11 protein-coding genes and 1 tRNA gene are annotated in these 14,311 nt (G+C 34.9%); 7 read left to right on the plus strand and 5 right to left on the minus strand.

All coding sequences use genetic code 11. The features are described from left to right. Nucleotides 1-129: 129 nt before the first annotated feature. Complete coding sequence (locus BQ5338_RS07315) at nt 130-2,583, minus strand: hypothetical protein (protein ID WP_071146177.1); 2,454 nt, start codon at nt 2,581-2,583, stop codon at nt 130-132. 528 nt (nt 2,584-3,111) lie between these two features. Here BQ5338_RS07315 and BQ5338_RS07320 point away from each other — a divergent pair. After that, on the plus strand, nt 3,112-3,327 hold the full coding sequence (locus BQ5338_RS07320) for a hypothetical protein (RefSeq protein WP_071146178.1): 216 nt from the start codon (nt 3,112-3,114) through the stop codon (nt 3,325-3,327). 48 nt (nt 3,328-3,375) lie between these two features. Here the strand turns inward: BQ5338_RS07320 and BQ5338_RS07325 are convergent, their stop codons facing one another. The 4 genes from BQ5338_RS07325 to BQ5338_RS07340 form a co-directional block, all read right to left on the minus strand. After that, a complete protein-coding gene (locus BQ5338_RS07325; RefSeq protein ID WP_071146179.1) occupies nt 3,376-3,777 on the minus strand; it encodes a DUF5053 domain-containing protein in 402 nt (133 codons plus the stop codon). Between the two features lie 39 nt (nt 3,778-3,816). Beyond that, nucleotides 3,817-4,014: a hypothetical protein gene (locus BQ5338_RS07330; RefSeq protein WP_071146180.1), complete on the minus strand. Its 198-nt coding sequence runs from the start codon at nt 4,012-4,014 to the stop codon at nt 3,817-3,819. A 101-nt stretch (nt 4,015-4,115) separates the two neighbouring features. Next, a complete protein-coding gene (locus tag BQ5338_RS07335; RefSeq protein WP_071146828.1) occupies nt 4,116-5,297 on the minus strand; it encodes a site-specific integrase in 1,182 nt (393 codons plus the stop codon). Between the two features lie 155 nt (nt 5,298-5,452). Next, a tRNA-Thr gene (locus tag BQ5338_RS07340) sits at nt 5,453-5,525 on the minus strand. Between the two features lie 939 nt (nt 5,526-6,464). Here BQ5338_RS07340 and BQ5338_RS07345 point away from each other — a divergent pair. The 6 genes from BQ5338_RS07345 (at nt 6,465) to BQ5338_RS07370 (ending at nt 14,307) form a co-directional block, all read left to right on the plus strand. Next, nucleotides 6,465-6,950 carry a hypothetical protein gene (locus BQ5338_RS07345; protein WP_071146181.1) on the plus strand — a complete coding sequence of 162 codons (486 nt, stop codon included), beginning with the start codon at nt 6,465-6,467 and terminating at the stop codon, nt 6,948-6,950. Further along, complete coding sequence (locus tag BQ5338_RS07350) at nt 6,940-7,140, plus strand: helix-turn-helix transcriptional regulator (RefSeq protein ID WP_071146182.1); 201 nt, start codon at nt 6,940-6,942, stop codon at nt 7,138-7,140. Before BQ5338_RS07345 ends, BQ5338_RS07350 begins: the two co-directional genes overlap by 11 nt. A 260-nt stretch (nt 7,141-7,400) precedes the next feature. Beyond that, complete coding sequence (locus BQ5338_RS07355; protein WP_071146183.1) at nt 7,401-8,660, plus strand: SIR2 family protein; 1,260 nt, start codon at nt 7,401-7,403, stop codon at nt 8,658-8,660. A gap of 21 nt (nt 8,661-8,681) precedes the next feature. After that, the gene (locus tag BQ5338_RS07360; RefSeq protein ID WP_071146184.1) at nt 8,682-10,787 is read left to right on the plus strand and encodes an ATP-binding protein; all 2,106 of its coding nucleotides are present in this window, start codon (nt 8,682-8,684) and stop codon (nt 10,785-10,787) included. 107 nt (nt 10,788-10,894) lie between these two features. Beyond that, nucleotides 10,895-12,349: an RNA-binding domain-containing protein gene (locus BQ5338_RS07365; protein ID WP_078063425.1), complete on the plus strand. Its 1,455-nt coding sequence runs from the start codon at nt 10,895-10,897 to the stop codon at nt 12,347-12,349. 2 nt (nt 12,350-12,351) lie between these two features. After that, nucleotides 12,352-14,307, plus strand: a complete 1,956-nt coding sequence (locus tag BQ5338_RS07370; RefSeq protein ID WP_071146185.1) for a DEAD/DEAH box helicase — start codon at nt 12,352-12,354, stop codon at nt 14,305-14,307. Nucleotides 14,308-14,311 lie beyond the last annotated feature (4 nt).

The raw sequence follows: 14,311 nt of genomic DNA on the forward strand, positions 1-14,311 counted from the left end.
TATACATTTTAGCCAAATCTCAAACTTTTGATACTGATCCTACGTTAGCCTACAATTATCCTGGGCATGTATATAGCTAATAATATCGCTATAAGGATAGCTCGTTTTTTTTCTCAGATAATAATGTGATTATGTATTTTTTTTTGCGCTTGTAAGAACTTTCTTCTTTTGTTCATCAAATGATTCTCTCAATCTTTTCGAGAATTTAATTTCGGTGTTATCGAAATTAAAATGTTCAAATTCTTCTTGCTCTTGTTGTTCAATATATTTAATGAATTTTTCTGCTCTATCAAGTCTTAATAGAATTCTATCCATAGTTTTATTATTTTGCTTTAACCTTGATTCATCGTTTGCCGATTTTGATAGATAATTATTCATTTCTTCACTAAATAAACCGCTGTCTATACAAATTAAATCAATATATGCAAAATTAAAAGCTAAATTATCATATATATAAAGCCCATAAGCCGTGATTTTAATTTGATCAATAATATCAGAATATGTTTCAAGACGATTACTTGATTCAATCAACCCTTTTTTCATAAAAACATCTAAATGTTTTTCGCAATCCTCTTTTAAAAAGTATTTTTCTTCAAACTCTTGGACGAAAAATTTCGCATCGACGAATCCTGTTGGATTACTACTAAATTTCTGAGCTAATAAACTGAGAATCCGAATTCCTGTAAAATGAGAACTGTTTACATCGTTTCTCAATCTATATAAATTCGGTACTCTACTTAGATTTTCATCATAAAAAAATCTATCAGGAATCATCATTGGTTTGATAACTTGATGGATTTGAAATACCCAAAAAGGATTCTGTGAAATTTCTACAACATTTGTATAACCAGAAGAGATAAATCCTCTAAAGAAGTCTAATGCTTGTCTAACGTCTCCATGGGTTGCGTATCTTAAGAATCTCGATAAGTGCGATTCATTATTATTTAGCTGGAAAGTGCATATTTCTAGAAATTGAATTAATGTATTTAGGTCAGTTGCAGATTTGATGCCATATTCAAGATCAACATCTTCCGTCTCTTTTAATTTTTCAATTATATAAGTTAGACGTTTACTGATAACTTCAGGAATAACTGGAGCCGATAGATGGAAGCCAGGAGTATGATATGCGTCTAATGCACCTTTTGTTTTAGCACTGAAGAATCTTTCTTCCCGCATTGATATTATTACAAGGCAGCTTAGTTTTTTTGCAATTTCGATAGCTGTAAGGTAACTAATGTCTTGCAAAGCGGGATCAACTTGATCCATATTATCAATAAAAATAATAAGTCCTTTATTTTTTGATTTTAATTTTAAACTTATCTTCTCGCAGAATAGCTTCGTATCATTAAGTTTGTTAATAATAAACTCTCGTATCAGTCTTTGATATTCATCACTTGATTCGTTTAATCCAATCAATATTTGTCTTTTAAGTATTTCATACTCATCATTAAACAAATTAATTATATCTTCTCTCGTTGAATTATATGTATTTTCTTTATCAATTCCAATTTTTACTCTTTCCCAGATTTCCTCAGTTAATGTCTCTTTGGTCTGTGCAGAGTCTATTAAATCGATTAAAGCAATTTCTGCATACATATCTATTTCAATAGGATGTATGTAAAATAAAAATCTTTTTAAGAAAGTGGATTTCCCAGAGCCTCTACCTCCAAATAATATCATTACATTATCTAGATTTTCTTGTTTGATAGTTTTTATAATATTTTGGCCAAATGCACCTCCTGATCTATCATCTGTAAAATCTCTAAACCCCTGATTCCTAAAAAATGGTGTTAATGAATCGTGAAGGAATCCATGCACATTTTTTTGTAATTGATCATGATTCCCTTTGTTGCTAACGTAACAATTTGTCATGAATCCGGAATCTGTAACAGGTATGGGACCAAGGTATTTTCTTGATATAGACGTCAATGAGCCTGCAAATTTATTGCTGTTAACAGGAGAATCATATGAATTAATTTGTTGTTTAGGGAAATATATTTCCGAGTAAAATTTCTTAGAAACTCCAATATTTGTTTGTAGAGAATTTTGTTCATTTACACTTGTATAGCTAAGTAAATTTATAGCGGTTGTAAAATCTTCCTCGAAAAAATCAAGATTTTTAATGACGAAAGCTGGTAGTTTTTTCCAACCTTTTTGATTTGTAGCTGTTATTTTAAATATTATCCAAACTACGCCATTAGTTATTGCAGCATACTGGCATAATAAATCTTCAGCATATTCTTTAACTTGATTTATAGCACTTTTTATATTCTCATTAGATAATAGTTTATCAATTGCTATTTTTTGATAATTCTTCTTAATGTTTATGTTATTCGGTAATTCAAAGTAAGTACCTGCTTTTTTACTTTCAATGATTAATATGGGTTTACTATTCTTATTTTTCAATATATAGTCCGCTCTATTTCCTTCTATTACGAATTCGACTGAAGTTGCTATTTTAGGCCATTTTAAATATTTTTCTATAATCTCGTCTATTACTTTAAATCTAGTTTCAGCTTCATTAAAGCTATCAATATCTTGATAGTCAGTTTTTATTTTTTTGATTAATTCAATTTCATCCATGGTATTTGAAATTATTTCTAACGTCACGTTATGCACATCTAATAGCTCATATACCTAACTTCATGTTACAAGCGTTGTCTTTGTATTAATAAATGGTGCATGCGCAATCATAGCCTGACAGAGGTATTCATATAGACATTTGTGACACTTTGTGCACTTTTCATAAAAATACGCTCAAATATAGTAATGTTTTCTTTAAACAACAATAAAAGCCATTTATTTTCAGGCTATTTTTTTCTTGTAATTCAACAACCAATCTCTCTCCATTCATCGCTACATTTGCTCAAAATACATCAAAATAGCAACACTCATTTTGCCCATCCCAAATAATTTCCCCATATTTGCATTGCTTATCTTTCCGAAAGGCGGTTAACTGCCAATATTGTTACGGGCGTACATGCGTCCGTAGCTTTTCGTATATACGGTTTCGACCCCCGTGTAGAACGTTAATGCGTCTACAGCCTTTCGGTGATAAGCAACGGGAAAGCGGAACCGTTTTCTATTCCGCTCAACTAATGATGACTTACCATGCGGAAAACTAAAAAAGAAGATGTGAAGCAGCTCACTAAAGATTTTGTGGGTTATGGGCACTACAAACTCAATGTAGCTATTGAGGATGGCCGTGTGCTGTCCGCTGTTACCGGTGACACAGAACTTATGTCCAGACTTGATTCTGAACTTGAATCGGAGCAGGAACAGGCTAGGAGAGAGGCTATTGAATTTGTGCTATTGGAGAATGCATAAAAAGCCCCGTACGGCTAAATACGGGGCTAGGTGTCAAAAGATGCGGTTTTAGCCTAAAGACAGTGAGCCTAATTTCTTGCTAATGTCTTTGATTGCATAATTTAATTTTTCTATTTCTTCTTCAGTGAAGCTACACTTTTTACCGTGTACCATGTTCCCATTGATACGTTGATACAGCCAAGCTCTTGTTTTGCCGAAATAAGTACGTGCTAAATAAGACAATGAAATAATCTCTGAAATTTCTGCGAGTTGAGCTTTGATGTCTATCTCTTTTTCTATCTCTTTTATCTCTTTATTTATTTCACTGAATCCTTCACGTATGAATTGATGTATTTCTTTCTTATCTTCTTGGCTTGTGTAGGTCTTTTCAATGCTCGATAATGCTTCATAAAATTCCGGTGTTCCGGACAACATCACAAGCTTCTCTAATTTTGTTCTTAAAGTTTCCATAATATCTGTTTTGTGAAGTTCCCGTGGGACTTCTGTTGTTTACTTCATTAGTTTTTTGATTAATTCATCTCGTTTCTGTTTTAACTTTGAGTAATCATCTAGCATTATGTTCTTTTGAATCTCTTTTTCATTTTCGGGAAACGAAAACCGTTCTGCTAACGAAAGATAGGCTTTGATTTTTTGATCTAACTTTTTTATCCTTTCATTAATTTCATTAAGCTCATCTAATTCATTCATTTTTTAATGGGTTAGAACTCTATTCCCTGCAGACAATGCAAATATAGATAATCATTTGGTTATCAGCAAGCGAATTGAGAGTAGATTATAATTTTATCCTTCTATTTTAGATTATCTAGTATCTTCCGTATTGCTTCATCTGCATGCTTCCTCATAATCTTCACGTAGTTGAATATGGGGCGGTTCTTCTTCATGGATTGCCCGATGCAGTACTCCAAGACTTCAAGGGGGATGCCCAACTCAAAGCCATGCTGAACAAATGATTTTCTGGCTGAGTAGTACACAACCCTCTTGTTTATCCCGAGTTCTTCTGTCAACCGTCTGATGCGTCCGGCAATGAAGCACGAGAAGTTATGATAACTGAACTTATATCCGAAATCAAGTTTACCATTCTTTTTTTTATACTTTATAATGATGGGCTTTGCTTCATCAGGAATTGTGAGGCTTATTCTTCTTTCGTTACGTTTAGTGTTTTTGGATTTCTCTCGGATATAATTTATCTGTTCCATATCCCTAAAATCTATCTCAAGCAAATCAATTAGGTTGATCCCTCCAAGATAGTAGGAGAGCATGAACATATCTCTTGCTATGCACATGCTTCTATCATTAAATTCAGCGTCACGTATTAATTTCAGTTCATCAACAGTGATGTCTAGCTCACGGACCACCTTTGCGGGGGCAACGTAATACTCAAACGGATTGATATCGTATTTGATGATGCGATCCTTTTGTGCACGGTTGATAATTGTGCGTAGATGTCCCATCATCATGCCGACTGTTGTTTGTGACAGATTACCAGTGTTATTCAAATGTCTTTCGTAATTTCTAATTAGCTGTGGAGTGATTGAGCTGAATAGTATGTCTCCGTGATTGAACTCTTTAAAGAAATCAATTGAACGCTGGATAAAGCCTGCATATCCTATTCGCTTATCTTCAATCAAATCATTCATGAAGGATTTGGCATAGGATAGAAAAGCTCCATCGTTATCAATATTGATAATAGATGATAAGTATTCACGTAATTGAGCGCATGTATATCTGTTAGGTTCGATCTTATCAAGTTTATCCTGATAATCATTGAGTAGGATGCGGAGTTTCTTATTTATCATTCCGGCATCGGACCGGTTTATAACTTGACCATCTTTAAATTGAGATGTGTCTTCAAGAGCAAAACGGGTTACTAAATAACGAGTCTCTTTTCGATGGCCAATTGCTATTCTTATTTTGTGAATTCCTTTTTTGGAAATTTTTGCGGGAACGACCGCTAATTTTAAAGTTGTCATGAGTGTAAGATTAATTTGGGATTCGTTTTGGATTCGTGGATAAGTCCAAATATGGCCGAAAAACCCTTTTTTTTTAATCTTCGACAAAATGTGAAAGGAGGAGTGAAAAGCCCTGAAACGCTGTGTTTGCGGCTATTAGGCTCTTTTGGAAAGTGAGCCGGTAGCCGGACTTGAACCGGCGACCTACGCGTTACGAATGCGTTGCTCTACCAACTGAGCTATATCGGCGTATCTTTATCGGGGTGCAAAGTTAGAACTTTATTTGAGAAATGGAAACTAATCTTTTTATTTTTTAGAGAACTTCTGACTCTTTATAAAAAGAGGTGATCTAGGCATATAGTAAAGAACGTGTCTAAATAGCTGATAATCATTTGATATGGAGCTCCTATTTGTCAAGAGACGAATTATGCATAATTAACGGAGTGGGGGTACTTCCAACACAAAAAGGAGTTATTGGGATAACATATAGAGGAAATTTAGTTTTCTCTAGGTGTTATTTCAATAACAAATAGGCGTATTGGTAAAAAGAAACTGTCTCTTTGCCCATCCTCTGCCTTCTTTTTGACCAACTGCACGGTTCAGAATGGTCATCTGCACGGTGCAGAAACAAAAAAACGGGAGAAGTTGCTGCTTCTCCCGTTTGCCGTAGTTTAATTTGAAACTACTTTATGATAACTCTGACAAAGATACTACATGAAACAAGCAAAGTCAAGTTTTTCAGGTAGAAAAAAGCGATTTGAAGGTTGTCCTGTTTGTTAAAGTTAGATGCGGTCAGAAATTTTCGCAAGTCTTTCCTATCTGCTCCATTTTTCTTCATTCCTTACAAATGGTCTTTTCGAAATAGATCATATAACTTCACCGTGGTGAACTAGTTAGTTAACCGCGGTGAATTAACTAGTTAACCACGGTGAACTAACTAGTTTTATTTATCCCGCTCACAAGGTCTGTAGGGGGTGCTCTTGTTTCTTGACAATACTATCTCAAAAATAGGTACTCCTGAATAGATAATATCAGTTATCGTGCAAGATATGTATGAGTCGTGATTTTAATTCATAGGTGAATTAAATTAAGTTAAATAAGTCTTGTTTTGAATGCTTTATGTAATGTATACTTGTCTTTTTGAATTATATAACATACATTTGTGGCATAAACTTAATTATTGATATCATGAAAACAAATTATTTATTTCCAAACAGGTTTCGGATAATCGGATGGGTATTGTTAATACCTGCCATTGTATTAGGGTATATGGTTATATTCGAAAACCTAGAGTTCTCTTTTCTAAATATTAAAGCCCTTTCTTTGCTGCCTGATTTCTTTTTTGGTGCTGCCTCAGGAACAAATTCATTATGGTCCATTGTGGAAGATAATTTCACTCAAGAACTTGTTGCTATCTTATTTATTGTGAGTGCTGTTTTCGTTGCTTTTTCAAAAGAAAAGAATGAAGATGAGTATATTTACAAGATTCGCTTGGAGTCTCTTGTTTGGGCCACCTACTTATCTTTTGCTATTCAAATCTTATGTATCTTGTTCTTTTATGACTTCACGTTTCTTAGGTCAATGATGATAAATACAGTTACCATATTGATTGTATTCATTGTCAGATATAATTTTATTATTTACCGTTCTAAGCTAAAAAAAGATGAAGAATAATATAAGAGTAGAGCGCGCTATCCTTAGAATTACGCAGCAGCAATTGGCAGAAATGATTGGTGTTAGCCGCCAGACAATTAATGCCATCGAAGCCAATAAATACGTGCCCTCAACCGTATTGGCACTTAAGATAGCCAAAGTTTGTAGTAAGAAAGTGGAGGATGTCTTTTTTCTGGAAGATACGGACTAATTAGATTCTGATTTATTCTATTACTTAGATTAATCCACATTGAGAAACTTTTTGGTTCAATCAAAAAGTTTCTCAATGTGGACTAATCTGATATAGAAATAATGTTTTATATTTGGGAATAATTACGAATAAGTAGTTTCATACACAATAATCAATAATTTGCTAACTCCGGTTAATAGAATGGCGACAATATCCTACAAAGAAATAGAAGAGAAACTCACTATATTTAAAGAAGAACACATAAATTTAAAATAAAAAATATGGCTGACTCAATTAATGAAAATAAAATTCGAGTAAAGAAGTATCTTGGCTTAGAGAATGTAAGTGTGTTAGCAGGTGCCGGAACAAGTTGGCATTTGGGAGCACCGGTTATTCGGAATATACCTGAAGAACTAAAACTTCTTTGCCAAAAAGACATTGATTTTTATTTTGGAACAGCTGCTAATCCTTCATATGAAGATCTATTCAATTGTTTACAAGCAGATAGGTTTATAAAAGAAAAGAAAGGAGAATCAACTGTTGATATTGATATTTCAATTAAGAACATGCAAAAGTGGCTGTTTGATAATTGCAATACAGAGAAGACTGTATTAGAGGTAAAAAACGATGAACGATTAAATAGAAATAGATACCATTATCATGAAGCATTTATAAAGAAGTTGCTTCAAAGACCCAACAACCTTAAGCGAGTAAACCTATTTACCACTAATTATGATATGGCATTTGATTATGCACTTGATAATTTAGGTGTTCATTATCTTAATGGATTCATGGGAGTTCATAATCGTTGTTTTAGACCAGAAGTATATGATTATGATTTATATTACCCTGGTCAAAGTGTAACAGGTAAAGTCCATCGTGCAGAAAAAGTTCTTAAATATTATAAGATTCATGGGTCATTGTCTTGGCTAGCAACATGCCCCACTGTTAACAATACATATGGCATTAAAGAAATTCCATTAAATGATGAATTCAAGGTTGAGAATGACGAAAAATTGATGATTTATCCTTGTACTAGTAAGAAATCTTTTACATTAGATTTGCCATATTCGGAATTGTTTAGACAATTTTCACAAGCAATTAATCAGCCACAATCTGTTTTGTTTTGTGTGGGTTATTCATTTTATGATGAGCATATCAACGATATTATTAAGCAGGCACTCTCTATTCCATCCTTTACTTTAATTATAGTTAACTACTCTAAAACGAAAGATGCAAATTCTCCTATTGGTGAATTTGAGGCATTACATGATAAAAGAATCATCATATTAGATGAAACAGATGGAGGGCAATCCGCTTTTATTGGTTTTGTTGAAAATGTAATGCCTGATTTTTACGAAGAAGAAGAGAATAACGTGATAGCTGAAACAATCGAGAGACTTTATAATGGTAAGTGTTCATATGAAAATTCAGATTCATCTAATAAAGAGATCGCCAAAGAGTCTTCAAAACAAGAGATTTCTAGGGAACCACAAGAAGATGAAAAACAAATAGAGAAAAAGGATGATTTACCTTTCTAATAAAATAATAAATAGAATATTATGTCTATATCAAATAAAGTAATTGGCAGAGTTCTTTCTGTTGATAACTTCAGAGTTTTCATTAAAATAGATGAAGATTTACGAGGCTCGTATACTAGCGGCGTAAATGATATTTATGAAGTCGCTCGTATAAATTCATATCTAATTATTCCTGTAGGTTCAGGAAGAGTTGTAGCCCTTATTTCTCGTGTTACAATGAAAGAAGAACTTGAATTTGATAAAAACACGACAAGCATCACTTTGCCCACCTCTGCACGATATGTCTCAGCAACAATGCTTGGGACGATAGACAAAGATGGCAATGATGAGAAATTTATTCAAGGTGTTTATAATTTCCCGACATTAGATAACCCTGTTTGGTATGTTACAGAAAAAGATCTTAGGCATATTTTTGATGATAAGCAAGATACATCCAATATAAACTTCGAAAAAGATTTCTATCTTCCTATTGGCACATCTCCTGCATTCTCAAACTATAAAGTAAAGATTTGCCCTGATCAATTCTTTGTAAAACATGCTGCTATATTAGGCAATACAGGTTCAGGGAAATCTTGTACGTTCACTTCTATCATTCGCAATCTTTTTAAATATGATTATAAAGGTAGTAAACTTGAAAATGCACACTTTGTTATATTTGATACAAATGGAGAATATAAAGATGCATTTCTCCCAGACTCATTTAAACTGACAGAAAAAGAAGATGCTAAAGAATTAGGTTTAATCAATGCTTATTATTACGGTGGCGACGAGAAAGTTCAAGTTCCATATTGGTTTATGAATTGGAAAGATGCCAAATATCTTTTTAATCCAAGCGAAGGTACTCAAGCTCCGGTTTTGAATCGTGCTATTGGGCTAGCTAAAAATGAACAAGAAAGTGAAGTATTGTCAGTTTTGCCAAAATACTTATGTACAGATATTGAAAAAATACTGGAATGTACTACTGAAGAGTTAAAAAAGAGAACTTGGGATGGTGGAGGAAGTTGGCAATGGAAAGATAATAATGAAGTAATGAATATTGGTAGAGCGATAGAAAAGTATGATTCTGAACTTGGTAATGAGATTCTGTCTTTATCAGATAGAAACAATTTTAATGATGCCCTAAAACAAGATCCAATAAGAACGAAAATTAGAGACTTGTTTAAACTAGCAAATAAAAAAGCAGAGGAAAGGCAAATAACAAGTGAACAAAATATTGATTTGCCTACATGGTTTAGCTATCAAGAATTATGCACGAAATTTATTGATGCTGCAATTGATCAAGAGGGACAAAACAATAATCGAATTGCAGAATTTGTATCAACTCTGCGGTTGCGAATGAGAAGTTTTCTAAATGACAAACGAATGGCTATTCCGCTTATGCTCAAGAATTCAAATGCAGCAAACAAAGATATATTAGCTCATTTTATTGCTTTTACTTTAGGCGATTTTAATCGTTACTTTAAAGGAGAAGCAAATAAAAGCTTTGTAGAAAATTATAATGATACTGCTTATTGTCAAGACAAAACAAGAACCAATCAAATAACTATTGTAGATGTATCTCAGTTGCCATTTGAAGTTCTAGAAACAGTCACAGCGCTATTAGGACGTTTAATTATTGAATTTGTATCGCACTTTTTACCCGAACAAAGAGGAAAGTATCCCATTGTTATTGTTCTAGAAGAAGCCCAAAATTACATCGCTGAAAAAAAAGAATCAGTTGCAAAAACTGTTTTTGAGCGTATTGCAAGAGAAGGACGTAAATATGGTATTTCGTTGGTTGTATGTAGTCAACGGCCTTCAGAATTATCAAAAACCGTATTATCACAATGTAATTCTTTTGTGATACATCGTTTACAGAATCCTGAAGATCAGAAATATATTAAAGGTTTAGTTTCGAGTGCAAATGCAGACATCCTAGATCAATTGCCAATAATTCCACAACAACATGCCATAATTACTGGTGATTGCGTACGTACCCCTATTCAAGTAAAGATAGACAGCGTTAATCCTACTCCAAATAGTCATAACCCTAAGTATGTAGATAATTGGTTGACTGATTTGAAGATTCCTTATGAGGATACATGTAATAGATGGTTGGGAAAACTTTCTCCAAAAGAAGCTGAATAGAATCTATGATATTGACTAGTTGCAGGCCCCAATAGCGGCAGATATATTTTAGCTGTCAAAGGGTTAAATAGTAAGGAAATCTTGTTTGTAAATTACACCGTAGAACAATGAGCATTGAAGAAGATAAAATAAGGAGCTTGATAAATCAAGGCGAAGGACTGGAAGTGGAATTCAAAGAATCATATAGTTCACTTTCGCGCTCCGTGTTCGAGACAATATGCGCTTTCCTGAACCGAAAAGGTGGTTCTATACTTTTGGGCGTTGCCGACAACGGAGAAATAAAAGGAGTAAAAGATGATACTTTGGCGACTCAACTCGACACTTTGACTCGAGATATGAATAATCCAAATATCATTTCTCCAACATTTTATTTAGCTAAAGATGTTGTAGAAGTGGAGGGAAAGAAAGTTATCTTTATCTATGTGCCTGAGAGTTCGCAACCGCACACTTACAAAAACAGCTATTATGATAGGAGTAGAGATGGTGACTTAAAGTTGACAAATCCACAATTAATAGCTAGTTTGTTTCTTCGTAAACAAGATGGATATACGGAAAATAGGGTCTTTCCTTATTTGGAAATGGACGATTTCGAGGAGGACTTATTTGATACGGTGCGCAGCTATGCAAGGTTAGCCCGGGCAGATCATCCATGGGTGAAAATGTCTAATGAGGATATTCTGCTCTCGGCTCGCATGCGGCTAAAAGATATTAATTCCGGTAAAGAAGGATATACGCTCGCTGCTGCACTGATGTTTGGCAAGGATAACACCATTGCTACTGTGCTTCCGCATTTTAAAACAGATGCGCTGTGCCGGAAAGAGGATGTAGAAAGATATGATGACCGCGACGATATTCGTTGCAATTTAATTCGCTCTTATTCTCGTTTACTGGCTTTTATTCGTAAGCATTTGCCCGATCGATTTTATTTGGAAGGTAGTCAACGTATAAGTATCCGAGAGTCGATCTTTCGTGAGGTGATAGCCAATCTGCTGGTACATCGAGAATTTTCTAATGCATATCCGGCTACTATGACTATATATAAAACTGAGGTGATAACAGAAAACTGGAATCGACCCTATAATATGGGAAGAATTAATCTGGAGAATTTGAAACCTCATCCCAAGAATCCTACTATTGCCAATTTCTTTAAAGAGATGGGTTTAGTAGAAGAATTAGGTTCGGGAGTAAGGAAAATGTATAGATACTGCCCAATCTATGTAACTGGAGCACTTCCTGTTATAGAAGAAGAGGATGTGTTTAAGGTGACTATTAAGTACGAAGAAGATAATGAGGGAGTAAATGGACCTATAAATGGACCTATAAATGGACCTATAAATGGACCTATAAATGGACCTATAAATGAAAATGAGAAATTGATTCTTTCACTTTTAGAAGTAACTCCTGGAATGAATAGAGATGAAATTGCTATTTCTATAAATAAAGGACGTACTTCTACATATCGCTATCTCACATCTCTTAAAAACAAGAAAATGATCGAATATAGAGGAGCTCGTAAAAACGGAGGGTACTATGTGATAATTGAAGAAGACAAAGATAAATAGCTATGGAAAATATTGTCAACATTAACTATGAACAAACAGGTGAAAGCTCTAATACCAACGCATTGGGTATGCGCCAAATGCAAGCAATGGTTTATGAAGCTCGTACGCAGCAATATCTGTTGATCAAAGCTCCTCCTGCATCAGGCAAATCGAGAGCTTTGATGTTTGTTGCACTCGATAAGTTAGCCAATCAGGGTATTAAAAGGGTAATAGTAGCTGTACCCGAAAAGTCAATCGGACGGTCATTCAAAGAGACTAATTTGAGGAAGTTTGGCTTCTTTGCCGACTGGAAGGTAGCTCCTTACTTTGACCTTTGCGATGTAGATAATGAAAAAGATAAAAGTGGAAGATTTAAAGAATTCTTTCAACAAAAAAGCACAAGCATCTTGATTTGTACGCATGCTACCTTGCGCTTTGCAATGAAGGAATTAATGGACGATGCACTGAACGATACGTTACTGGCTATTGATGAATTTCATCATGCATCGGCAGATGAAACGAGCGGATTGGGTGATATTGTGCGTCGGGCTATGACTGGTTCTACTGCTCATATCATTGCGATGACCGGTTCGTACTTCCGTGGAGATGGCGTTCCGGTATTACGACCGGAAGATGAAGAACGTTTTTATAGGGTGACATACAATTATTATCAGCAACTCAATGGTTATCGGTATCTTAAGAGCTTGGGCATTGGTTATCATTTCTATCAGGGATCCTATCTATCTGCATTGGCCGAAACGGATTTGCTGGATACGAATAAGAAAACCATTATTCATATACCTTCTGTCAAGAGCCGTGCAGCGACAGGAGATAAGTATAATGAGGTGCAGCAGATTATGAGTGTCATTGGAGATAAGGTGGACACCGATTATAATACAGGGGTATATACTCTTAAATGTAGAAATGACGGAAGGTTGATAAGGGTTGTTGATTTGGTTGAAGATGATCTGCGAGACAGGAATCGTGTGCAAGGCTTTCTGCAAAGAATGAAAGGGAAAGATGCGGTAGATATTATTATCGCCTTGGGCACTGCAAAAGAAGGGTTCGACTGGGAATGGTGCGAACACTGCCTGACGATCGGAGTGAGAGGCTCGCTAACGGAAGTGGTTCAGATTATTGGTAGATGTACTCGTGATTGCGAAGGAAAAGAACATGCGCAGTTTACTAACTTGATTGCGGCTCCGGAAGCTATACAAGAAAAGGTTGAAATAGCTGTAAATGATATATTAAAGGCAATTACGGCATCACTGCTTATGGAACAGGTAATGGCTCCGGTGTGGAAATTCAAAACGAAAGAGGAAGCAGCAGCTAGTAAGGGTGATAAGCGTACGCTTATCATTGAAGGACTGAAGCCACTCTCTACAGAAAAAACGAAGCATATTGTGGCAAATGATCTGGATGATCTGAAAGCTACCATCTTGCAAAATGATATGATTGTTAAGGCAATGGGTGGCAATACACCGCCGGAGGTTATTAACAATGTGTTGATTCCAAAGATTATTCAGGAGAGGCATCCTGATTGCAATGATGATGAGTTGGAAGAATTAAGGCAGCATGTAGTGCTGGATAGTGTAACTAAAGGAGGCGAAGTGGTTATAGGAAGTGATGGAAATCGTATGCTTAAGATTGCCAACCGTTTTATTAATATTGATGATCTTTCTATCAAGTTGATTGATTCAATAAATCCTTTTCAACGGGCGTATGAGATTATGTCGAAGAGTGTTACTGCTCCGGTGCTAAGGTTGATTCAAGAGAGTATTGCCGAACAGCGTATTCAAATGACTAAAGAGGAAGCGGTGGCATTGTTTCGACGTGCTATTCCTGAATATATGAATAAACACAACGGTCATGAACCGGAAATGTCTGACCCTGACCCACAAGTGAGTAGAATGGCGGAAGCTATTGCTTTTGTTCGCAACGCAAAAATTCAAGCGATGAGGCAGTCAATGAATAAATAGGAGG

Origin of the sequence: Bacteroides ihuae, from assembly GCF_900104585.1 — a bacterium.
In the GTDB taxonomy this organism is placed as follows: Bacteria; Bacteroidota; Bacteroidia; order Bacteroidales; family Bacteroidaceae; genus Bacteroides; species Bacteroides ihuae.

What these genes read in the sequence shown, in the direction of transcription:
- BQ5338_RS07370 (WP_071146185.1), top strand. Translation starts at nt 12,352, where the DNA reads ATGGAAAATATTGTCAACATTAACTATGAACAAACAGGTGAAAGCTCT.
- BQ5338_RS07335 (WP_071146828.1), bottom strand. Translation starts at nt 5,297, where the DNA reads ATGACAACTTTAAAATTAGCGGTCGTTCCCGCAAAAATTTCCAAAAAA.
- BQ5338_RS07325 (WP_071146179.1), bottom strand. Translation starts at nt 3,777, where the DNA reads ATGGAAACTTTAAGAACAAAATTAGAGAAGCTTGTGATGTTGTCCGGA.
- BQ5338_RS07350 (WP_071146182.1), top strand. Translation starts at nt 6,940, where the DNA reads ATGAAGAATAATATAAGAGTAGAGCGCGCTATCCTTAGAATTACGCAG.
- BQ5338_RS07360 (WP_071146184.1), top strand. Translation starts at nt 8,682, where the DNA reads ATGTCTATATCAAATAAAGTAATTGGCAGAGTTCTTTCTGTTGATAAC.
- BQ5338_RS07345 (WP_071146181.1), top strand. Translation starts at nt 6,465, where the DNA reads ATGAAAACAAATTATTTATTTCCAAACAGGTTTCGGATAATCGGATGG.
- BQ5338_RS07320 (WP_071146178.1), top strand. Translation starts at nt 3,112, where the DNA reads ATGCGGAAAACTAAAAAAGAAGATGTGAAGCAGCTCACTAAAGATTTT.
- BQ5338_RS07315 (WP_071146177.1), bottom strand. Translation starts at nt 2,583, where the DNA reads ATGGATGAAATTGAATTAATCAAAAAAATAAAAACTGACTATCAAGAT.
- BQ5338_RS07355 (WP_071146183.1), top strand. Translation starts at nt 7,401, where the DNA reads ATGGCTGACTCAATTAATGAAAATAAAATTCGAGTAAAGAAGTATCTT.
- BQ5338_RS07365 (WP_078063425.1), top strand. Translation starts at nt 10,895, where the DNA reads ATGAGCATTGAAGAAGATAAAATAAGGAGCTTGATAAATCAAGGCGAA.
- BQ5338_RS07330 (WP_071146180.1), bottom strand. Translation starts at nt 4,014, where the DNA reads ATGAATGAATTAGATGAGCTTAATGAAATTAATGAAAGGATAAAAAAG.